This is a genomic window from Bacillus sp. 1780r2a1 (assembly GCA_024134725.1).
GTDB classification, from domain to species: domain Bacteria; phylum Bacillota; class Bacilli; order Bacillales; family Bacillaceae_H; genus Priestia; species Priestia aryabhattai_A.
Genome location: CP099863.1, coordinates 1286072 through 1308794 on the forward strand (window position 1 = coordinate 1286072; position 22723 = coordinate 1308794).

A 22723-nucleotide genomic window follows, 5' to 3' on the forward strand; every position below is an offset into this window, starting at 1 on the left:
AAGAAAGCGACTCCAATGGGGAGTCGCTTTTTCATTATTTTAGTTTAGAAGTAACGCTGATTTTTTGCTGGTCATTAGCATCAATGAAAACTTCGTTTATTTCTTCATCTGTTAATAAAAGGTCAGTTATTTGGTCCTCAACGTGCTCCTGTATAGCGCGACGCAGTGGACGAGCACCAAATGCCGGGTGGTAGCCAAGAGATGCTAGCGCTTCTTTGGCTTTATCTGTAACCTGTAGAGCAATGTTTTGTTCTTTAAGCGTTTCTTCTAATTCATGAAGCATAAGCTCAACAATTTTTACTAAGTGTTCTTGTTCAAGGTGATTAAATTCAATAATCGCATCGAAACGATTTAAGAATTCTGGTTTAAAGTAAGCAGAGAGGGAATCTAAAACAGAAGCATGTCTAAGTGCTTCATTCTCTGCTTCAAAGCCCACTGTAATTTTCTTTTCTCCTACACCTGCGTTACTTGTCATAATGATTACCGTATCTTTAAAGCTTACGGTACGGCCTTGACTATCAGTTAAGCGTCCGTCCTCTAAGATTTGGAGGAACATATGCTGAACGTCAGGATGCGCTTTTTCAATTTCATCAAGTAAAATAATAGAGTAAGGGTTACGACGAACTTTTTCAGTTAATTGGCCGGCTTCGTCATGACCTACATAACCTGGAGGTGCACCAATCAGTTTAGACACCGCGTGCTTTTCCATATACTCACTCATATCAAGACGAATCATCGCATCTTTTGTTCCAAACATTTCTTCTGCTAGAGTTTTTGTAAGCTCTGTCTTACCAACCCCTGTTGGACCAACAAATAAGAAAGATCCAATAGGACGGTGTTTCGCTTTGAGCCCAGCACGAGAGCGACGAATTGCTTTTGCAACTTTTTCTACTGCTTCGCTTTGCCCAATGACTTTGTCAGAAAGGTTTGCTGACAGGTTGTTCATTTTATGAGCTTCATTTTCTTGGAGTTTTCCAACTGGAATACCCGTTTTCTTTTCAATGATTGCTTGAATATGTTCAACTGTAACTTCAGCTTTTTCTTGCTCTTGGTTTAGCTGTTTTTCAAGCTTTGCTTCTTCATCACGAAGTTTGGCAGCAGCTTCATATTTTTCTTCTTTTAAAGCTGTTTCTTTTGCCACAGCAATTTCTTTTAGTCGCTTATCAATATCATCTTTGTTTGTAATACCTGCTTTTAAGTTCATTTTTGAGCCAGCTTCATCTAATAAATCAATGGCTTTATCAGGTAAGAATCGGTCTTGGATATAGCGATGTGATAAATTTACACAAGCTTTAATGGCATCTTCAGTAAAGTTAACGCTGTGATACGCTTCATATTTGTTTTGAATGCCTTTTAAAATTTGGACGGCTTCATCTACAGATGGTTCATGGACCATTACAGGTTGGAAACGACGCTCAAGAGCCGCATCTTTTTCAATAGCGCGGTATTCTTTCAGCGTTGTGGCACCTACAACCTGAAGTTCACCTCTGGCCAATGCTGGTTTTAAGATGTTGCTTGCATCCATTGAACCTTCAGCAGAACCAGCTCCAACAAGCAAGTGAATTTCGTCAATGAATACAATGACGTTTTTGCGCTGCTGTAGTTCACTGATTAGCTGTTTCATGCGCTCTTCAAACTGACCACGAATACCCGTGTTTGCTACAAGAGCAGCGACGTCTAGTAAGTATACGTCTTTATTCATGAGTTTTGAAGGAACATCGCCTTCTGCAATTTTTAATGCTAAGCCTTCGACAACAGCAGTTTTACCTACACCAGGCTCACCAATTAAAACAGGGTTGTTTTTGTTACGGCGGTTTAAGATTTCAATGACGCGTTCAATTTCTTCGTCACGTCCAATAACAGGGTCAATTAAACCAGCTTTTGCAATTTGTGTTAGGTTGCGACCAAATTCGTCTAAGAATCCACCACCGTTTCCTCCTTGTTGAGGAGTAGGCTGCTGAGCTGATTGATTCATGGCTTGTTCGTTTGCTAACTGATTGAATAAATCATCAATGTTCATGAAATGACCACCTCCAAATCCAGACGGCATCTTATTTTGTTTCATTAATGATTGATAACATGTATGGCATAAACGATATTGTGATTTTTGTTGGTTAGCTTGTACGTTTAAATAAATTGTTGCTTCACGTTGTTGACAGTTTTGACACATCATTTAAAAGACCTCCTTAGAATAATTAAATGAATGTAATCATTGATCAAGTAGCCAATTTGACTTTGACTATATTTGACCTTTGTGAGTTTATTATACTTTGACCTTTTTTGACTTTCAAGTGTTTTGCTTATACTTTTGTTTTGGAAGTTATTTCTTATTTCAAGTAGAATATTTTGTGTTTTGCTTGTTATCTTTTATATAAGGATTCAGGTAGAACGCACATAATAAGGAGTGATTTCCGCTTCGAATTGCTCCCTTTTCATAGGATCTCAGAGTACTCGCTAGTCCCACAGGAATCGCACCTGCCTCCTTGATTATTATGTTCCAGCGGTATTTTAAGCTGCTTGGCTCATCTCCTAGAGTCTTACATCTTGTGTTTCAATCACCTATTCCTTTAATAGTTATAAATAAGAAGTATAAGTAATGTACCCGATTAGAATTGGGCAAAACATAGAAAAGAGAGTGGAATTTATTGACGAGGTTGTTTTTTTGACGAGAAGCGATTGACAGTAGTAGGAATAACCCATATACTTCAACTATGTTTAGTGCATAAAAGCATAAAAGCGTTTAAGTGAAAAAGAGATTGAGGGGAACAAGTTAATGAAAAAAGAGATAACATTTGGACAGTCGATCGGGATTGTGGTTGTTTTATTAGGACTTATTTTTGCATCATTATTTTTATTAGGCTTAGCACCACATGTTCCATTACTTATTAGTATTGTGACGCTTTGTATCATTGGGGCACTTATGGGTGTGAAATGGAAAACTTTTGAACATGGCATTATAGAAGGAATTAAAGTAGGGATTAAGCCCATTTTAATTCTTATGCTTGTGGGTGTATTAATTGCCGCTTGGATGGTAGGGGGAACAATTCCAACTATTTTATCGTATGGATTCAATTGGATTTCACCGCAGTATTTTTTAATTAGTGCACTTTTAATTACAATCTTGGTATCCAGCTTTACTGGAAGTACGTTTACAACGATTAGCACGGTTGGAGTGGCTTTATTTGGTATAGGGACGGCAATTGGAGTAAACCCAGGTCTTGCTGCAGGAATCATTGTTTCCGGAGCAGTATTTGGTGACAAAATGTCTCCGTTATCGGATACGACCAACTTTGCTTCCGGGATTGTGGGAGTACCGTTGACGACTCATATTCGTCACATGTTATGGACGACGTTACCAAGTATTATTGTAACGGCTGGGATTGCATTGGTCATTGGCATCAGCACACATCGAACGGGAGTAAACTATGGGGATATTGAAGCTGTACAAAATGCGTTAGGTGATACGTTTAATCTTAATCTCCTAACACTTTTATCACCGCTTGTTGTATTGATTTTATCTATTAAGCGATTTGATGTGCTTCCTACTTTGGTAATTGGAGTTATTATTGCCGTAATAACAGGGGTACTGTTACAGCCGACTGTTACATTAGGAAGCATGCTTGGTGCTCTGCAAAGCGGTGGTCAAATTGATTCCGGCAACGAAATTGTAAATGCTATCGTAACAAAAGGCGGACTGGACTCAATGATGTTTTCAGTGTCCCTTGTCATTATTGCCCTAGCTCTTGGTGGGTTGATGCGTGAGCTTGGCGTTGTTCAAGCTTTAATCGAAGGATTAGCTAAGCAAGTGCGAAGAAGCGGCGATGTAGTGCTGTCAACGATTCTTTCATCTATTGGCGTTAACGTTATAACTGGAGAGCAATATTTATCGATTTTATTACCTGGGCAAACATTCAAGCCGCTTTACGTAAAGTGGAACTTAAAGGAGAAAAATTTGTCTCGTACATTAGAAGATGGAGGAACGGTTATTAACCCATTAATTCCATGGGGAGTAAGCGGAGCTTTTATTTCACAAACCCTTGGTATTCCTGTGGTGGAGTATTTACCTTTTGCGTTTTTCTGTCTACTATGTCCAATATTTGCTGTAATTTTGGGTTATACAGGTCTCGGTATTGCTAAACAAAAATAATTTATGAAGTCAAAAGCCTCGCGTTCTTAAGCATTACTTAAAAACGCAAGGCTTTTTGTTATACTAATTATGTTTACTTGTTGCTGTTAAAGGTAATGAGAGTAGAAGCCTTAATCTTTTTCTTCCAAAAAAGAGAAAGTAGTAATACAATAAACCATAACGTTTAGTTAGAAGGTAATTTGTGAAGGATTCCACAAAAATCCTTTTTAGCAAACATTTAAAAAGGGTAAGGCAAAAAGAAACGGTTCATCATAAAAAGAGATAAAAGTTATTAATTGAGGAGAGGATTCTGTTTGAAAAAGTGGGGGTTCATTGTACTGCTTACCATCGCTGTACTTGGCGTGACCGCTGTTTTTTATCGAGCGGAAAGCGGCGATGTAAACAAAGAAAAAGTGCATTTATTTTCACCTTATGCTAGTAATGTTGATATATATCAAATCACTTATCCAAGCGATGGGTTACAAGTTAAAGGATTTCTATTACAGCCTAAAGACATTGTGGATAAAAAATATCCGCTGCTAGTTTATAATCGTGGTGGAAACCGTGAACATGGTATGATTCGAGATAAAACCTTGCGCTACTTATCATCATGGGCTGATAAAGGTTATGTTGTGGTTACGACACAATATCGTGGAAATGGCGGAAGTGAAGGGGTCGAAACATACGGTGGAGACGATATCCATGACGTCCTTAACCTTATTAAATGGGGAGAACAGCTGCCTTATGTAAACCCTGAACAAAAAGTAGCGCTTGGCTATTCACGTGGTGGAATGATGACGTATTTAACAATGAAAAACGGCATATCTTTTGACGCCGTGGTTGTTCAATCTGGAATTACGGATATGTTTCAGTTTTATGATCAAAGGGGCTCTGAAATGAAGCAAGTGTTAAGAGATATTGTTGGAGATCCTAAGATGTATCCTGAACGATATAAAAGCCGATCGGTTGTCTATTGGAGTGATAAAGTAAATTCACCGCTTCTTATTTTACAAGGAGATCATGACAAAAAGGTACACCATACCCAGGCAGAAAAGTTAGTAGCGCAGCTTGAAGAACAAAATAAAGAGTATAAATACGTCTTATACAAAGGTGGAGATCATCCACTAAGCAACTATTATAATGAGTATAATGCAGAGATTGATAAATGGTTTCAACAGCATTTAGTTGAATAAAAGTGGAAAACATATTCGTCCGTTTTTCGTACATCCTAGAAAGGAACACTACAGAAAAGGATGATGAAACGATGACACAATCAAAAAGACAGCAAGAGCGTCAATGGAATGTGCGTAAACAGTCGCAAAATCCATCTCATGGAAAAGTAAAGTCATTTGAAGAATTAGCAGAAGAGATTACGCCAAAAAATAAAAATAAATAATAAAACCCCCTCGATTCGAGGGGGTTTTTTGGGTTGTTTAAATTAAGGGTTAGTAGACCACATGCCGGCAGATTTGATGAAGATACGAGGATGTAGCTTCAGCTGCGCTACCATGATTTCTGCTAAATCTTCAGGCTGCATTACTTTTTCAGGGTTACCGTCTGTAAGGTTTTCTTTATATGCAAGCTCTGTAGCAACCGTACTTGGTGTTAAAGCAGTTACACGAATATTATGCTTGCGTACTTCAAGAGCAAGAGACTCTGTTAGACCTAATAAGCCAAACTTTGAAGCACTGTATGCACTTGTGACAGGAGCGCCTTTTTGTCCAGCAGTAGAAGAGATATTAATGATGTCTCCACCATTTTTCTCAATCATTTGTGGTAAAACGGCTCTTGTAACGTAATAGACACCCATTAAGTTGATATCAATAATTTGCTTCCATTCTTCAGGAGATAATTCTAAAAAGCCTCCAAATTTTCCGATACCCGCATTGTTAATTAAAATGTCTGCTTTACCTAGTTGGTTATGTAAGTAATCAACCGCCTTATTTACTTCTTCAATTGAAGATACGTCGGCTGTAGCATAAGCCACCTTCACACCAAGTGCTTCCACTTCTTGGGCAACGGCTTTTAAATCAGCTTCTGTACGTGCTAGTAAACCCAGGTTAACTCCTTCTTTTGCTAAATCAAGCGCTGTTGCTCGGCCGATACCTTTACCTGCACCAGTAATGATGGCTACTTTTCCTTGTAATGATTGTCCCATCTTCCATCACTCCTTCTGAATTAAATTATCCCTATTGCTAAAAATAAGCTGCAAATCATGTTAAATGAGCAGCTAAATAAATTAGCAATTTATCTAATCCTACAAAATACAGAGAAGCATTGTCAAAGCTCTTGCTCTATAAAGCGGTTAAAAATACCAAGATAGCTGAATAAATTTCCTGCATAAACAGAAACTATAAGGACTTGAAGAGCAATGCTGTGCCGTTTGAAAAATGGAGGATGAAGTATGCGAATAAAAAAACTATCAGAATTAAAAAGTCGATCTAAAAAGTCTAAAGAAAATGAATCACAACCAACAGCTGAATCTTCATCTTCCAATACTGAACTGTTAGAAAGCGTAAAAGATAATTTAGATGCGGTGAAAACAGAGCTTGGAGATAGTGCAGATGTGGTTTGTCGGGAATTTGCCATTTCAGTTGAAGAAAAATTTCGATTAGGCCTTATTTACATCGACGGATTGGCGAATGAAGATAGTGTACAAGAGTTTACGATGGAATCCATTATGCACAATCATACGAAACAGCTTGTTCATGATGACGGTGCTGTGAATATGTTTGAGCTCATTAAAAATTACAGCTTAGCAATCGGAGAAATTAAAGAAGTCACTCTTTTAGATGACGTTATCCTACATGTTTTATCAGGTGATACAGCTTTATTCATAGAAGGTTATCAAACGTGTATCATTGCTAGTACAAGAGGATGGGGAGAACGAGCCATTTCAGAACCACAGGCTCAAACCGTGGTACGTGGACCAAGAGATAGCTTTACTGAAACGCTGCGTACCAATACGGCACTGGTAAGAAGGCGAATTAAATCCCCTAATTTACGAATGGAGTCTCAGCAAATCGGTAAAGTAACGCAAACAGACGTAGCGATTATGTATGTAAAAGGAATTGCGGATCAGCAAGTAATTGAAGAAGTAAGGTCCCGACTTTCTAAAATTGATATTGACGGTATATTGGAGAGTGGGTACATTGAAGAACTAATTCAAGATGAAGGTTATACTCCGTTTCCAACTATCTACAATACAGAAAGACCAGATTCAGTATCTGCAGGTTTGTTAGAAGGTCGCATAGCAATCTTTGTAGACGGAACGCCGTTTGTTTTATTAGTTCCGGCTCTATTTATTCAATTCTTTCAAGCTGCTGAAGATTACTATCAGCGCGCAGACATTAGTACGCTCATTCGTATTATCCGATACGTTGCCTTTTTCTTAGCTTTATTAACCCCATCTGCTTATGTTGCGCTTACCACCTTTCACCAAGAAATGCTTCCGTTTGGTTTGCTTATTAGCATCGCAGCTCAGCGTGAAGGTGTCCCTTTTCCGGCTGTAATTGAAGCGTTGATTATGGAAGTGGTTTTTGAAATTTTACGCGAGGCAGGAATTCGATTGCCAAGAGCCGTAGGTTCTGCTATTTCCATTGTAGGTGCACTCGTATTAGGAGAAGCTGCCGTGCAGGCGGGACTGGTGTCACCCGCGATGGTTATTGTCGTATCGATTACAGCCATCAGTAACTTTGTTTCACCAGCTTACGATATGGCGATTGCTGTAAGGATGCTCCGCTTTGCTTTAATGCTTTTAGCAGCAACGTTTGGCTTGTTTGGTATTATTTTAGGCCTTATTTTAATGATTCTACATCTATGCAGTTTACGGTCATTTGGCATTCCATATATGACGCCAATGGCTCCGTTTGTCAGTCGAGATCAAAAAGATGCACTCATTCGTCGTTCGCTAAAGAAAATGAATACGAGACCAAAGCTCATTAGTGAACAAAATGTTGTACGTGAACGGTCAAATGATGAGAACTAGCTTTTATAAAGGTGGATGAAGCATGAAACGAATAGTACTTGTATTATGCATCTGTCTACTCCCATTATCAGGCTGTTGGAGTAGTCGAGAGCTAAATGAATTGGCCATCACCGTAGCGGTAGGTATTGACGAAGTAAAAGATGGAATTGAGTTAACCGTTCAAATTATTAACCCGGGTGACATTCAAGCCCAAACGCCGACGAATGGTCCCTCCGTTACTACGTATTCGGTTAAAGCAGATTCTGTCATGGAAGCTCTGAGGAAAATGACAATTGAATCACCTAGAAAAATATACTTATCTCATTTGCGGATGCTGGTTCTTAGCGAAGGAATTGCAAAACACGGAATTGCTGAAGTGTTAGATTTTTTCGCACGAGATCATGAAGTGCGAACCGATTATTTTGTCGTAGTAGCAAAAAATTCACGCGCTTCATCCGTTTTAAATGTGTTGACAACTATCGAAAAAATTCCAGCCAATTATATGTTTGCTGCACTGGATACGTCACAAAAAGTTTGGGCGCCTACGCGAGGTGTAAAGCTGAACGAGCTGATTAGTAACTTAACGAGCCAGGGCAAACATCCTGTGTTAACCGCTGTTCTTGTAAAAGGCAACCGTAAAAAAGGGGGAGATATGGAAAATGTCCAGCGAATTAACCAAGACACAATTCTAAACTTTAGAGGCCTTGGTATTTTTAAGGGAGATGAACTTGTCGGCTGGTTTAATGAAAGTGAAAGTAAAGGATACAACTACGTCACTGGAAACGTAAAAAGCACCGTCGTTGTTATTCCATGTGAAAAAAAAGAAAAATCTCATGACATTATTGGAGTGGAGATGCTTCGAACGAGTACGGATATTAAAAGTCGTATGAAAGATGGAAAGCCTGTAATTGAGGTGAATTTAAAAGGGGAAGCAAACGTTGCTGACGTAGAGTGTCAAGTTAACTTGCAAGATCCTGCTATGATTACTGAACTAGAGAAAAAAGCTGAACATGATGTGCGAGATAAAATGCAAAGAGCAATTAAAACAGCACAAAACGATTATCAAAGTGACATCTTTGGTTTTGGAGAAGTCTTTTACCGGCAAAATGTAAAGGATTGGAACAAAATGAGAGATAACTGGGATGAAATCTTTTCGGAAGAGTTAGAAGTGAACTTAAAAGTAGATGTACAAATACGTCGACTTGGCACGCTGAATAACTCATACATGAAAGAAATGCAGAATTAATGGAGCATGGAAAATTTACTGCTATTTTTAGGCGTATTTAGTTTTTTAGCATATAAGGCGATTCTTCCTCTTTATAAACAAAGACGAATAAAAGAAATAGTGATATATGGAATATTTTCTGCTGTAGGAATGGTAATGTGGGTAGCGGTTATTTTCCGAATAACAATTCCAACTCCGCTGTATGCTCTTGAGTTTTGGATGCAGTCCATCATTGATGCTTTCTCTTCATTTTATTAGGTGTAGGTGTCCAGTATGAACCAAAAAGAAGTAATAAGTGGGAAACAGTTTTTTACATTAATCTACGTATTCTCCATTGGGAGTGCAGTTTTAGTTGTACCTACTGTATTATTAGCTGTGGCAAGAAACACCGCTTGGGTTTGTGCAATTATTGGAACGGGAAGTGGGCTCTTATTTGCAGGGCTTCTACTAGGGTTAATCAAAAAATACCCTCAATCGACGTTGATTGATATAGCGAAGAAGTCTTGTGGCAAATATGTCGGAGGAATAATTAGCGTGTTGTATTTGCTGGTGATGCTACTAGAGGGTTCTTTTTTGCTAAGAGATATTAGTAACTTTATGACTACTCAGATTGTGCCTGAAACGTACTCAAGCTGGATTCATATTCTCATCATGATAGCAGTTATGTATGCTGCCTATTTGGGAATAGAAGTGGTCGGAAGAACCTCGGAAATTTTCTTACCGTGGGTGTTAGTTCCATTCGTTTTGTTAATTATCTTAAATATTCCACAAATGAAGATTGAACGCATATTGCCACTCTTTTATTTAAAAGCAGACGAAATATATATAGGAAGCTTTTACTTTTTATCCAATCCTTTTTTGGAACTAATTCTTATTTTAATGGTTACTCCTCATGTTCAAAAGTATGAACATGTTAAGAAAGGATTACTTTACGGCGTAGTTGCTTCAGGTTTTACAGTTATTATTGTGACTTTGTCTTGTATTTTAGTTTTAGGTGCAAATATTGCTTCTATGTATTTATACCCAACTTACCTGTTAGGAAAAATGATTTCCATTGGTCAAACCATTCAGCATATCGAAGTATTGGTAGCGATAATTTGGATGTTATCAATTTTCTTTAAAATTACCATTGTATTTTATGGCCTGAAAAAAGGCTTGGGCCAGCTTCTCAATTTAAACAATACCAATTTTTTAAATTATCCTATTGGACTGATTTTGTCAGCAGCTGCTTACTATATTATTCCAAACACTACTTATTTTGGCTACTTTGTACAGAATTATTGGCCGTACTATCTGTTTATATTAAGCGTATTGATTCCATGTATATTTTTAGTTATTGGCATTTTTAAACGGAAGTCGGTCACAACACAGTGAGCAAAGGAGAGGAAAGAAATGCATCCACGCTTAGTAATAAGCAATTTTCAATTGTTCTCAATGATGCTTCTGTTTTTATTCGGCAGTGCAACCATTGTGAGTATTGGACAGGAAGCGCGTCAATCTGCATGGATTGCCGTTTTAGTGGGGATGTTAATATATTTACCTTTCTTTGCTCTTGTTACACTTTTATATAAAAAACACCCGGAAGCCACGTTTCCAACAATTTTAAAAATTGCTTTTGGAAAACATCTTGGAAGAATCATTTGCATGTTGTACGTGCTATATTTTATTTACATTGGTGCCCGTGTTCTAAGAGACTTTTGTGAGCTATTATTATTAACATCCATGAATCACACACCGCTAGTAATTGTTGGAGCGATTATGATGCTAGTGATTGCTTATGCATGCTTTTTAGAAGTTGAGCCTATTGCAAGAGCGAGCGTTTTATTATTAGTTGTTTTTATTGGTTTCATTGTATTAGGGTTCTTGTTACTCTTCTTTTCTGATGTTATGAATCCAGATCGCATGCAACCCATTTTAGGGGAAGGGATCGACTCAATTTTTAAAGCCGTGTTTCCTCTTATCTTGACGTTTCCATTTGGAGAAATGGTTGTTTTCTTAATGTTTAATCAGTTTGTAAAGGGAGAACGGTCTCTTAGGAAAATGGGAACACGTGCTGTAGTTATAGGTGGGGTTATGCTTAGTATGCTAAGTTTGATCAGCTTAACTACGCTAGGTCAACACTTGGTAGGATCATCGACGATTCCCCTTATTGTAACTGTACAGCAAGTAAATATTGGAGATATTATTCAACGAATGGATATGCTAGCTATTAGCGTTCTCATCATTGGTGGATTTGCTAAAGTAACGATTTTCGCATATGCAGCGATTGTAGGGATAAAAGAGATTTATCAAACGAATAGTCACAAGCTGTTGATTTTTTTAATTGCAATTTCGATCCTCACGACGACAGTTTTTATGTCCGATAACTCGGTCAAGCATTTAAATATAGGGTTAAAAGTGGTACCTGTTTGGATTCACATCCCTATGCAGTTTGTAATTCCAATTGTGACGCTGCTAATTCTCCAGTTGAAAAGTAGGAAGAAAAATAGAAGTACATAGCAATTTCAAAGGGAGTATGGTATAGTTAAGAACGAAAATTGAAAGAAGAAATGCCGTGCTCTATGTGCGGGAGAGGTTCGTAAACTCCCTCTATAAAAAACTAAGATCATCAGTGAGATGACAAATGGCGCCGTTTTAGGGGCTTTTTTCCTGTTTCTTTGTTTATAAGAAAGGGATTCTTAGTTAAGGGAGATTGCAAACACTGCAATCTCTTTTTTTTATATGATCTAAATAACGGAATGTTTTCTTCTTTGACTTTATATAGGAAAAGGAGACGAAAAAATGAAAAACGAAAAAGCAATTGTTGTATTTAGCGGTGGACAAGATAGTACGACTTGTTTATTTTGGGCGTTAAAAAACTTTAAAGAAGTGGAAACCGTTACGTTCGGCTACGGTCAGCGTCATAGTAAAGAGATTGAAGTTGCACAAGCCATTGCAAAAGACCTTGGTGTGAAGCACACAATTTTAGATATGTCGCTGTTAAGTCAGTTAGCCCCTAACGCACTGACAAGAGATGATATTGATATTAGCCAGGAGGAAGGGGAGCTACCAACAACGTTTGTAGACGGACGCAACCTTCTCTTTTTGTCTTTTGCCGCTGTACTAGCTAAAAATAGCGGTGCACGTCATTTGGTAACAGGCGTATGCGAAACAGATTTTTCAGGGTATCCAGACTGCAGAGATGTATTCGTTAAATCCCTCAACGTAACGCTGAATTTATCAATGGATTTTGAATTTGTTATTCACACACCGTTAATGTGGATTGATAAAGCAGAGACATGGGGACTAGCGGATGAACTAGGTGCGCTTGATTATGTACGTGAACATACATTAACTTGCTATAACGGTATTATTGCAGACGGGTGCGGAGAGTGTCCTGCATGTAAACTTCGCAAGAGAGGTCTAGAACAATACCTTGAAACGAAACGAGGAGGGGAACAGTAATGCTTCAGCAAATTTACCCACAGGTAGTACATCCTTATTCGTACGAATTAAATAAAGACATGAACTTTGCCGCTGCGCATTTTGTTCCTCATGAGTCAGCGGGAAAATGTCAGCAGGTTCATGGCCATACGTATTTTGTGAATCTAACAATTGCAGGTGATGAATTAGATTCATCAGGCTTTTTAGTTAATTTTGCTACGTTGAAAAAGATTGTGTCTGGTCAGTTCGACCATACGCTTTTAAATGATCATAAGCATTTATTTAATGAAGAGGATGCGAATGATTTCCCAACATCTGAAGTGATTGCTCGAAAAATTTATGAACTTGTACAAGCTCATTTAGATGCGCTTGAAAATAAACCAGTATGTGTGCAAGTGTTTGTTCGTGAAACTCCTACAAGCTACGTTGTATATCGTCCAAAGAAGGTGAAGCGAGATGAATAATAAGGTTCCTGTACTCGAAATATTTGGTCCTACGATTCAAGGAGAAGGAATGGTTGTGGGGCGAAAAACAATGTTTGTGCGTACAGCTGGCTGTGATTATTCATGCAGCTGGTGTGATTCCGCATTTACTTGGGATGGGTCAGCCAAAAATGACATTCGTCAATTGACGGATGAAGAAGTCTGGCATGAGCTGCAAGCTCTAGGAGGAGATCGTTTTGATCATGTAACCATTTCAGGAGGAAATCCAGCGCTGTTAAAATCTTTAGATAAACTGGTGGACCGCTTGCATAACAATGGAAAGCAAGTCGCGCTTGAGACTCAAGGAAGTCGCTTTCAAGAGTGGTTTTATAAAATTGATGATTTAACTATTTCACCTAAGCCACCAAGTTCAGGAATGAAGACCAATTACGAAGTGTTGGACGATATTATTGAGCGTTTGAAAAACAAAGGACGAAGTCAACACATTAGCATTAAAGTGGTTGTGTTTGATGAAATAGATTTCAATTACGCAAAGCAGATTCATCAGCGTTATGCATCAGTTCCTTTCTTTGTCCAAGTAGGAAACGATGATTTGACGACAACGGATGATGATGCATTAACCCGCAAATTATTAGAGAAATATGAGTGGTTAATTGATCTTGTTGTAGCTTCACCGGATATGAATAATGTACGTGTATTGCCACAGGTTCATGCACTTGTATGGGGAAATAAAAGAGGCGTGTAAGCGTTCTTTAAAAAATTTACAAATAAAATACAAAAACAGATATGTACAAAATGAAAAAACGCTGTTAGAATGACAATCGTAGAAAGAGAGGAAACACAAATGAGTGGTCGTAAAGAAGAGGAATTAGAAGGTGTAACGCTTTTAGGCAATCAGGGAACAAAATACTTATTTGAGTATTCACCAGAAATTTTAGAGGTGTTTGATAACAAGCATCCAAATCGAGATTATTTCGTTAAGTTTAATTGTCCAGAATTTACAAGCTTATGTCCGCAAACGGGTCAGCCCGATTTTGCTACAATTTATATTAGCTATATACCTGATGAAAAAATGGTTGAGAGTAAATCCTTAAAGCTTTATTTGTTTAGTTTTCGAAACCATGGTGATTTCCATGAAGATTGTATGAATATCATTATGAATGATTTAATCAAACTGATGAATCCACGTTATATTGAGGTATGGGGGAAATTTACGCCACGCGGTGGAATTTCCATTGATCCATATACAAACTATGGTCGCCCAGGTACAAAATATGAAGAAATGGCTTCTTATCGATTAATGAATCACGACTTATACCCAGAAACAATTGATAATCGTTAATGAAAGCAGGTTGTCTTAACAACCTGTTTTCCAATGTAAACAACAACAAGGTGAGAAGGTGAAAGAATGTCACAAAGATCAGCATTAGTACTAGGAGCAAGCGGCCTTATTGGTCAAGAACTTTTACAGTTGCTTTTGGATAATCGCTTATATAGCCATGTGACAGTACTTGTTCGAAAGGCATTGCCAATTGAACATGAAAAGCTACGTCAGCTCGAAATTGATTTTGCAGAGCTTGAAAAGTATGAAAAAGATTTTGCAGTTGATGATGTCTATTGTTGTTTAGGCACAACGATGAAAAAAGCAAAGACGAAATCGAAGTTTATTAAAGTGGACTATGAATTTCCACTAAAAGCAGCAAAATGTGCCGAAGCAAATCGCTGTCAGAACTTTTTAACCGTTACAGCAATTGGTGCTGATCTGCGCTCCCCATTCTTTTACAGTAAGGTAAAAGGTCAGGTGGAAGAAGATATTGCGAGCCTATATATTCGTTCGACGCATTTCTTCCGTCCATCACTACTGTTAGGCAAACGCAACGAGTTTCGTTTAGCTGAAAAAGTAGGGGAATACACTCTTAAGTCTTGCTCATTTTGCCTAATTGGTAAATGGAAGAAATATCGACCAATTAAAGCTTACAATGTTGCAAAAGCAATGATGAAAGCGGCTATGGAAGATAAAGCAGGTGTTCATATCCACGAAAGCCAAGATATTTTCACTGGAGAATGTTATTACTCATTTACAAATGGTAAAAAAGTAATTGCAAAGTAAAAGCCTCGAATTTAGAGGCTTTTTTCTTTTTTTAGAGGTAGCTATTTTTCTTTCCTTAAGGAAACTTTTTTAGTTTCATGCATATAATGAAGTAAAAGCATGAGGAGGAAGGAAATGAAATCGGTTAAAAAAGCGCAACAGTATGCGTATATGTTGTACAAACTCGGTATTTTAAGTAAAGAGCAAAAGGAAAAGATTTGTAACAAATAACCACCTAGTACTTTGTACTAGGTGGTTATTTGTTACATCGCATGATTGATAATGGTGTAATTTTTATGGTTTACAACCGTTCGCTGTTCTAAGTCTAGGTCACGATAGTTAGTCATATAAGTTAAGTCAACAATTACAGAGTTCTCATTTACTTTTTCTACAATACCTTTTAACCCATTTTTAAATTCAATTATGTTTCCTACTTCTGCAATTTTCATCGTAATCGCTCCTTTATCAGAATGTTTTTAGAAAATTTTCAAAAGTAAATCTAGTTAACGCTTTCTATTTTCTTTTTCTCAATTTTGCCTTAAATTGGTTAATTAGTAAAGGTTTTTTTAAAAAAATGTAAAAAAAGATGGTTTTTTAAGTAAATCCTTCGACAAAAGTAGGGTAATTCGATATAGTACTGACATATAGGATTATTTAGTGATTAAAACATTAGAAATAGAAGGTGTCAATTATTATGAGAAATACAGGATTAGTATTAGAAGGTGGCGGTATGAGAGGCCTTTATACAACAGGGGTTCTTGATTACTTTATGGAACAAGACTTATATTTACCTTATGTGATTGGCGTTTCGGCCGGAGCCTGTCATGCAACTTCCTATTTATCGCGACAAGTAGGAAGAAGCCGTCGAGCTAATCTAGATTATATAGATGATCCCCGCTACTTGTCACTACGAAATTATTTTAAGACGCGTGAGATGTTTGGAATGGATTTTGTATTTGATGAGATTCCAACTAGCTTAATTCCCTTTGATTTTGATGCTTTTCATAAGCGAACTGAACAGCTTGTAGTAGGGACAACAGACTGCGTAACAGGAAAACCTGTTTATTTTAACAATCATGAGAGCGATTTGCTGACCATCATTCGCGCATCAAGCTCGCTTCCATTTGTGTCAAAGGTAGTGGAATATGGTGGCAAGCAGCTGTTAGACGGAGGAATTAGTGACCCAATTCCGATAAAAAAAGCAGAGAATGACGGATTTAAGAAAAACATTGTGGTGTTAACGCGAAATAAAGGATATCAAAAGAAAAAATCCAGTTCATTCTGGTTTACAAAGCGATATTATCGTAAGTATCCTGGTTTAGTTGATGCATTAGAGAACCGCTATAAGCTTTATAATGATACGCTTGCTTATATTGACGAGCAGGAGGAAGCAGGAAATATATTTGTGATTCGTCCACAGAAGCCATTGGTAGTCGGACGAATGGAGAAAAATCGATCAAAGCTAGACGTTTTATATAAGCAGGGATATGAAGAAGCTGCAGAACAGTATGATAAACTAAAAGAGTGGTTAAAGGACTTTTCGTAGAAAGGAGTACATATAAATGAACCAAGAGGAAGTAATGAAGCAGCTAGATGCTCTCCGTGACGGGGAGATTCAAGAGCTGCACGTGCGTAAAGAGGATTTTTTAGGATTTCAGCCTTTGCTTGTAAGAAGAGAAGATTTCAAGCATTTTCGCGGAGTAGCTGGTCGAGGTGGGCACTTTACGTATTATTATACTGAAACGCCTCGCAGTTAAGTTGAAACGCTAGCTTTCTTGAGCAGACGCTTATATAATGAAGGTAATATGTAGCTATAGGAGGGATTACATGGACGATTTTCGAAAAAGTACAGCACCATTTTATTTTGCAGATTATATATGGAAAGATAAAAATGGACAAATGACATATGGGATGCTGTTAACAAACCGGCCAGCTGACGACCGGGAATACGACCTCCATTCATTATTAGAAGAAGCGTTTGTTGAGCATAAAAAGGTTTCATTAACAACGGTTTATGATAATAGTGAACAGCTACTGTCAGGCTATGTCCTAGATTTATCAGAAGATCAATCTGCGTTTACGTTTATGGATGATACAGGTGCTAAGCTCGTAATTGATTTCTATGATGTTGTAGAAATAGAGCTTGAGGATTAAAGAAGATGAAGCGTGTAAAATTGCGCTTCATCTTTTTTGTTTTGAAAGAAGGAAGAACGCATACAGTGAGGTGTGACTTCCACTCCGAGTAACCCCTTTTCCGACAAGGCTCGGTTTAACCCTTCTCTTAAAATGCAGGGTCTCAGAGCACTCGCTAATCTCATAGGAGTCTCATATCCTCACAATGTCTGGGGAAAGATATAGCTTAGAGTTCTTTTAAACTAATTGCTTCTGTTACTAAATGTAGTTATAGAATAGTTAGATGTGCACCTATTTCTAGAATTGAAATGATTTTGAAGTGAGTCAAAAGTCTGAAAAGGGAAATATAAACAAGGTAATACCTACCTCCTCGCACAAAATAATTCCTTCATTATGACAAATAAATAGGATTATTGTCATAATCGTGTTTGATTCGTAACGTTATTAATCAAACTAAAAGAAATGTAAAGGAATCGTTCGGTGAAAGAGGTACTACGCTATGTTAGAGTAGTACCATACGAATTTTCAGGAGGTATTGCCGCATGAAAAAGAGTTATGTTAAGCCTTTATTCATGATGCTAACTGCTATGTTTGCTCTTGGAAGCATTCAGTCAGTCGCAGTAGCAGAAACGAAATATAAAGTCATCAAGGGAGATACCCTTGGACAGTTAAGTAAACAATATGGTGTAACCATTAAAGATATAATGGACGAAAATAATCGCACAGATGAGTGGATTTATGAGGGAGAGACCCTTCGTATTCCAGAAAAGCCAAATGGTCAAGATATCGATGAGCTAATCTCAGATGCAAAGGTACCTGAAGAAGAAGCCGTTAAAGCAGCCGAGACGGAAGAATCGAATCAGCCTGCTGAAGCAGAAGAAGTTAAGGCAGAACCACAGCCTGCTCCTGAAGCAATGTCTATTTCTCAAGGAGAGAAAGATTTATTAGCGCGCTTAGTAGAAGCGGAAGCAAAAGGTGAATCGTATGAAGGGAAATTAGGTGTAGCTATCGTTGTCCTAAATCGCGTAGAATCACAGCAATTTCCAAACAGTGTTAACGGAGTAATTATGGAAGTAGTAGGGACGAGCTATGCGTTTTCTCCTGTTCAAAACGGCTCAATTAATAAGCCAGCATCCGATGAAGCACATCGTGCAGTAGAAGAGGCACTGATGAGAAAAGATCGCTTAAATGATTCCATTTACTTTTATAATCCTAACACAGCTACAGATGATTGGATTCGTTCTCGTCAAGTTGTAAAAACAATTGGAAATCATGTATTTGCAAAATAAAGAAAAGCCGTCGATGACGGCTTTTTAATTTTTAATAAAAATTTCATTTTCAGTGGAACCTTTTGATCCTGTGACCACGAGGCCGATATCTGTGTCAGCTTCTAGGTTTTGTACAATAGTAAAAGGAACGTTATGTTTGTTTGCTATTTGAATATATTTTGATAAAAAAGAGTAGGCAATAGTTCCATTTAAAAAGACTTGTCCATTTTGCACGTTAGTGATGGTTCTTTCAGCTTCTTTATAAACGGTTGGCTTCATTACCTGTCCCTTCGTTAAAGCAATTTCAATTCGTTCACGTAAAGCAGTGAGAAAATACTTACGCTCAGCTTGCTTTGTTTCTTGCGTACCATATAGTCCTCTTTCTAAATATTCTTCGATGTTTTCACTCATGATTGTCACTCCTTCTTATATATCATTTACCCATGTTTCAATAAAATATGTAGTTTCATATAAAAATATCATCTTTTAGAACATACTTAAAGAAATCCGATAAAAAGGGTTGCTATTTTGAAAAAATTAGTGTTTAATGAACATAGAGCGAAAAGGAAATGATTTCATAAAGTTAAGATTGTAAGCGATTTCAGTTCGGTTTGTATAAAGTTGTTTGGGGAGATGACTTTATACAATAGTACGTTTTGAGGTTTATAAAGGGGAGAATAAGCCTTAAACTCACGGTCAAAAAAGGGTTTTTTATTATAAAAATGCAATCATTTTATCCTTTTCATAAAAAGGGCGATGGACGTAAAATTCATCGCTTTTTTTATATTCTTTTTTGCTGAGCTGTATACCAGCCACGCACTAAATATGTTAGTAGTATTGCCCGCAGTAATAGACATATGTATCTATTTTAATAAATGAAAATGAAGCACGCCCACAAGGCGTGCTTCATTACAGGGAAGACTAACTATTTCTAACATTGTACACTTATATTTTCAAATCTAGGGAAGTTAATTCTAAACATAACGTTTAAACTTGTCAAGGGGTTATCAGTGTAAACGTCGAAAAACCTGCTTACTCAGCTAAACGGAGTAAGGAAACATAGAAATACTGCGGAGCATGATTTGTTGGCGAAAAGAAGTGAGCGGCTGTTCACTTCTTTTGTCTGTTTTAAAGGAAAAAAGAATAAAAAAGCGAATATCATACATGACGTCAAAAAAAGTCGAATAAGGGGGAACTTCTGTGAAACACATAGTTGGTTTTTTCAACGGGGTTATGCAAAGGTATTTACCAGATCCATTTTTATTTGTTATTATTTTAACATTTGCAGTGTTTGGGTTTGGGCTTATTTTTACAGATAGTACGCCAATAAACCTAGTACAGTATTGGGGAGAAGGTTTCTGGGGGTTATTGGCTTTTTCTATGCAAATGATTCTTGTATTAGTAACAGGACACGTATTGGCAAGCAGTCCTCTATGTAAAAAAGGCTTAACGCGCCTTGCTAGTTTGCCTTCGACTCCAGGACAAGCAGTGGTGCTTGTATCGGTTATCTCTCTGCTAGCAAGCTTCATAAACTGGGGGTTTGGACTGGTTGTAGGTGCGTTGTTTTCAAAGGAATTAGCGAAACAAGTGAAGTATGTCGACTATCGTTTATTAATTGCCAGTGCATACAGCGGCTTTGTTATTTGGCATGGAGGGCTTTCAGGTTCTGTTCCTTTAACAATTGCGACACCAGGTCATTTTGCGGAAGATATAATCGGGCTTATTCCAACAAGTCAAACCATTTTTTCCACGTTTAACTTAGTAATTGTAGCGGCGTTGTTTGTGGCTGTACCACTTGTGAATAGATTAATGATGCCACCGAAGGAAGACGCATTCGTAGTAGATCCTGAGCTGTTAAAAGACTTTCAAGCAGCTGCGGCTGAAACTGAGAATATGACACCGGCAGAACGCTTAGAAAATAGCCCCATTATTTCATGGGCAATTGGTGCTGTAGGAATCGTTTTTTTAAGCTATTACTTCGTAGAAAAAGGACTTTTATTAAATTTAGATATTGTTAATTTTCTGTTCTTATTTTTAGGAATCCTGTTTCATGGTACACCTCGCAACTTTTTGAAAGCGGTAACAGAAGCGGTGAAAGGAACAAGTGGCATCATTATTCAGTTTCCATTTTATGCAGGGTTGATGGGCATCATGGTATCGTCAGGGTTAGCAGCTGTGATTTCAGAAGCCTTTGTTTCAATTTCAACTGAAACAACGTTTGCGATGTTTGTTTTTTGGAGTGCTGGAATTGTTAACTTTTTTGTACCGTCAGGAGGCGGGCAGTGGGCAGTTCAGGCTCCGGTAGTTTTAGACGCAGCTCAAGCGTTAGATGTACCAACGGCTAAAGCTGCGATGGCAGTAGCTTGGGGAGATGCTTGGACGAATATGATTCAGCCATTTTGGGCGCTGCCTGCTCTTGCAATTGCTGGGTTAAAAGCAAAAGATATCATGGGATATTGCGTCATGATTTTATTAATAAGCGGCGTCATCATTTCACTAGGATTACTTCTTTTCTAATGTATGGATTAGTAAAAGATGCTATCCATAAGCGAACGGAAAATGCTGATACTATAAATGCAGTAGGCATTACTGTAGAAAACGTAAAATTTCTCTTGCAACCGCCACGGATTTTGCTATAATATCCACGGTGGCTTTTTTAGACACTGGGTGGGTGAGGGATATTGAGAAAAGAAGGAAGAAAATTTGAAAGCGTTATTAGAAAAAGTGTTTCAATTGAAACATCATGACACAACGTTTGGAAAAGAAAGCGTTGCGGGCGTTATTTCCTTTTTATCAATTGTATATATCATTGCGATTAATTCAACCATTTTATCAGATGCAGGTATTCCGCTAGAAGCAGGAATCTTTGCTACAGTTGCTGTATCGGTTATTGGTTGTTTAATGATGGCGTTTTGGGCAAATGCCCCGCTTATTTTAGTTCCCGGTATGGGAATTAACGCGTTATTTACGTATACAATGGTACAATCAATGGGATTAACGTGGCAAGAGGGACTAGCTGCTGTATTTATATCAGGCGTCTTGTTCACTGTACTTGCATTTTCAAGGCTATCTATAAAGCTTGTGGCTGCGATACCGCACTCTTTAAAAGAAGCGATTACCGTTGGAGTCGGGTTATTCTTAACATTTATTGGACTTCAAAAGGGTGGATTGGTTATTCCAAGTGATACAACGTTTGTTGCATTAGGGAATCTATCAGATCCGTTTGTGCTTAGTACGTTGTTGACATTGATGATTACAATTGTGTTATTTATTCGAAATATACGCGGAAACTTTTTGCTCAGCATGATTGCTGGAACGCTTATTGCAATGTTATTTGGTGTTCAAAATCAATCGAACGGTAGCACCTCTACAAGCTTTCAAGAATTTTTTACAGGCTTGGGTGCGTTTTCGTTTACAGCACTTGGACAAATTACGTTTTGGGCTGCAGTGTTCTCATTAACAATGGTACTTGTATTTGAAAACATTGGATTAATTCATGGCCAATTAGGCATGATGGACCAACAGGAAAAGTTTTCAAAAGCTTTTCAGGCAAACGCTGTTTCTGCTTCTTTAGCAGGTCTCCTTGGCACAAGCCCAACTGTTGCATCAGTTGAAGGAGCATCAGGTATTGCAGCGGGTGGAAGAACAGGGCTTACGTCTTTAATCACAGGCGTTTTATTTTTAAGTTCACTGTTTTTTATTCCCTTTATTAAGCTAATTCCAGATAGTGCTATTGCACCGATTTTGATTGTTATTGGTGGCTTGATGATTCAGAATATCAAGAACATCAATCTTCAAGATTTATCAGAAGGTTTCCCAGCGTTTTTAATTATCGCTCTAATTCCGCTAACGTACAGCATTGCTGACGGGATTGCTTTTGGTTTTATTGCATATCCGCTTTTAAAGCTTGCGATTGGCAAAATGCGTGAAGTATCCGCGTTTATGTACGTGATTGCGTTGTTATTTTTCTTAAACTTTGTTTTACACTATATTGCATAAAGTTAAGCAGCTGGTTTGCCAGCTGCTTTTTTTATTTAAGTACATGATTC

General features: G+C 37.8%; 23 protein-coding genes and 1 riboswitch. Of the genes, 19 read left to right on the forward strand and 4 right to left on the reverse strand.

What is annotated here, in order from left to right; genetic code table 11:
* Positions 1-34: 34 nt before the first annotated feature.
* On the reverse strand, positions 35-2173 hold the full coding sequence (locus NIZ91_06450; GenBank protein ID USY56287.1) for an AAA family ATPase: 2139 nt from the start codon (positions 2171-2173) through the stop codon (positions 35-37).
* A gap of 600 nt (positions 2174-2773) precedes the next feature.
* Here NIZ91_06450 and nhaC point away from each other — a divergent pair.
* The 3 genes from nhaC to NIZ91_06465 all read left to right on the forward strand — a co-directional run bounded on the left by nhaC (position 2774) and on the right by NIZ91_06465 (position 5522).
* Positions 2774-4147 carry a Na+/H+ antiporter NhaC gene (nhaC, locus tag NIZ91_06455; GenBank protein ID USY56288.1) on the forward strand — a complete coding sequence of 458 codons (1374 nt, stop codon included), beginning with the start codon at positions 2774-2776 and terminating at the stop codon, positions 4145-4147.
* 293 nt (positions 4148-4440) lie between these two features.
* On the forward strand, positions 4441-5319 hold the full coding sequence (locus NIZ91_06460) for a prolyl oligopeptidase family serine peptidase (protein USY56289.1): 879 nt from the start codon (positions 4441-4443) through the stop codon (positions 5317-5319).
* Positions 5320-5390: 71 nt separating this feature from the next.
* Complete coding sequence (locus tag NIZ91_06465) at positions 5391-5522, forward strand: DUF6254 family protein (GenBank protein USY56290.1); 132 nt, start codon at positions 5391-5393, stop codon at positions 5520-5522.
* A gap of 42 nt (positions 5523-5564) precedes the next feature.
* On the opposite strand, the gene NIZ91_06470 is transcribed toward NIZ91_06465, so the two are convergent.
* The gene (locus tag NIZ91_06470) at positions 5565-6284 is read right to left on the reverse strand and encodes a 3-ketoacyl-ACP reductase (protein USY56291.1); all 720 of its coding nucleotides are present in this window, start codon (positions 6282-6284) and stop codon (positions 5565-5567) included.
* Between the two features lie 246 nt (positions 6285-6530).
* Here NIZ91_06470 and NIZ91_06475 point away from each other — a divergent pair, with 246 nt between their 5' ends.
* The 10 genes from NIZ91_06475 to NIZ91_06520 all read left to right on the forward strand — a co-directional run bounded on the left by NIZ91_06475 (position 6531) and on the right by NIZ91_06520 (position 15294).
* The gene (locus NIZ91_06475; protein ID USY56292.1) at positions 6531-8114 is read left to right on the forward strand and encodes a spore germination protein; all 1584 of its coding nucleotides are present in this window, start codon (positions 6531-6533) and stop codon (positions 8112-8114) included.
* A 22-nt stretch (positions 8115-8136) separates the two neighbouring features.
* Entirely contained in the window at positions 8137-9339 is a 1203-nt protein-coding gene (locus NIZ91_06480; GenBank protein USY56293.1) for a Ger(x)C family spore germination protein, read from the forward strand.
* A 6-nt stretch (positions 9340-9345) separates the two neighbouring features.
* A complete protein-coding gene (locus tag NIZ91_06485) occupies positions 9346-9576 on the forward strand; it encodes a hypothetical protein (GenBank protein ID USY56294.1) in 231 nt (76 codons plus the stop codon).
* A gap of 15 nt (positions 9577-9591) precedes the next feature.
* Positions 9592-10692, forward strand: a complete 1101-nt coding sequence (locus NIZ91_06490) for an endospore germination permease (protein ID USY56295.1) — start codon at positions 9592-9594, stop codon at positions 10690-10692.
* Positions 10693-10710: 18 nt separating this feature from the next.
* A complete protein-coding gene (locus tag NIZ91_06495) occupies positions 10711-11817 on the forward strand; it encodes a spore germination protein (protein ID USY56296.1) in 1107 nt (368 codons plus the stop codon).
* A gap of 66 nt (positions 11818-11883) precedes the next feature.
* A riboswitch (PreQ1 riboswitch) is annotated at positions 11884-11927 on the forward strand.
* 172 nt (positions 11928-12099) lie between these two features.
* Positions 12100-12762: a 7-cyano-7-deazaguanine synthase QueC gene (gene queC / locus NIZ91_06500; GenBank protein ID USY56297.1), complete on the forward strand. Its 663-nt coding sequence runs from the start codon at positions 12100-12102 to the stop codon at positions 12760-12762.
* Positions 12762-13205, forward strand: a complete 444-nt coding sequence (queD, locus tag NIZ91_06505) for a 6-carboxytetrahydropterin synthase QueD (protein ID USY56298.1) — start codon at positions 12762-12764, stop codon at positions 13203-13205. Before queC ends, queD begins: the two co-directional genes overlap by 1 nt.
* The gene (gene queE, locus NIZ91_06510; GenBank protein ID USY56299.1) at positions 13198-13929 is read left to right on the forward strand and encodes a 7-carboxy-7-deazaguanine synthase QueE; all 732 of its coding nucleotides are present in this window, start codon (positions 13198-13200) and stop codon (positions 13927-13929) included. Before queD ends, queE begins: the two co-directional genes overlap by 8 nt.
* 99 nt (positions 13930-14028) lie before the next feature.
* The gene (gene queF, locus NIZ91_06515) at positions 14029-14526 is read left to right on the forward strand and encodes a preQ(1) synthase (protein ID USY56300.1); all 498 of its coding nucleotides are present in this window, start codon (positions 14029-14031) and stop codon (positions 14524-14526) included.
* A 66-nt stretch (positions 14527-14592) separates the two neighbouring features.
* Positions 14593-15294, forward strand: coding sequence for an NAD-dependent epimerase/dehydratase family protein (locus NIZ91_06520; protein USY56301.1), 702 nt, complete (start codon positions 14593-14595; stop codon positions 15292-15294).
* Between the two features lie 242 nt (positions 15295-15536).
* Here the strand turns inward: NIZ91_06520 and NIZ91_06525 are convergent, their stop codons facing one another.
* Positions 15537-15722, reverse strand: coding sequence for a DUF2187 family protein (locus tag NIZ91_06525; GenBank protein ID USY56302.1), 186 nt, complete (start codon positions 15720-15722; stop codon positions 15537-15539).
* 242 nt (positions 15723-15964) lie between these two features.
* On the opposite strand from NIZ91_06525, the gene NIZ91_06530 reads away from it, so the two are divergent.
* From NIZ91_06530 to NIZ91_06545, 4 genes are all read left to right on the forward strand, one after another.
* Positions 15965-16819: a patatin family protein gene (locus tag NIZ91_06530; GenBank protein ID USY57108.1), complete on the forward strand. Its 855-nt coding sequence runs from the start codon at positions 15965-15967 to the stop codon at positions 16817-16819.
* Positions 16820-16835: 16 nt separating this feature from the next.
* Positions 16836-17030: a hypothetical protein gene (locus NIZ91_06535; protein USY56303.1), complete on the forward strand. Its 195-nt coding sequence runs from the start codon at positions 16836-16838 to the stop codon at positions 17028-17030.
* Positions 17031-17100: 70 nt separating this feature from the next.
* Positions 17101-17427: a hypothetical protein gene (locus NIZ91_06540; protein ID USY56304.1), complete on the forward strand. Its 327-nt coding sequence runs from the start codon at positions 17101-17103 to the stop codon at positions 17425-17427.
* A gap of 521 nt (positions 17428-17948) precedes the next feature.
* A complete protein-coding gene (locus NIZ91_06545; protein USY56305.1) occupies positions 17949-18695 on the forward strand; it encodes a cell wall hydrolase in 747 nt (248 codons plus the stop codon).
* A 24-nt stretch (positions 18696-18719) separates the two neighbouring features.
* Here the strand turns inward: NIZ91_06545 and NIZ91_06550 are convergent, their stop codons facing one another.
* Positions 18720-19085 (reverse strand): YueI family protein, encoded by a 366-nt coding sequence (locus NIZ91_06550; GenBank protein USY56306.1) that lies wholly within the window; start codon positions 19083-19085, stop codon positions 18720-18722.
* A gap of 789 nt (positions 19086-19874) precedes the next feature.
* On the opposite strand from NIZ91_06550, the gene NIZ91_06555 reads away from it, so the two are divergent.
* Positions 19875-21191, forward strand: a complete 1317-nt coding sequence (locus NIZ91_06555) for a short-chain fatty acid transporter (protein ID USY56307.1) — start codon at positions 19875-19877, stop codon at positions 21189-21191.
* 186 nt (positions 21192-21377) lie between these two features.
* The gene (locus tag NIZ91_06560) at positions 21378-22673 is read left to right on the forward strand and encodes an NCS2 family permease (protein USY56308.1); all 1296 of its coding nucleotides are present in this window, start codon (positions 21378-21380) and stop codon (positions 22671-22673) included.
* Positions 22674-22723 lie beyond the last annotated feature (50 nt).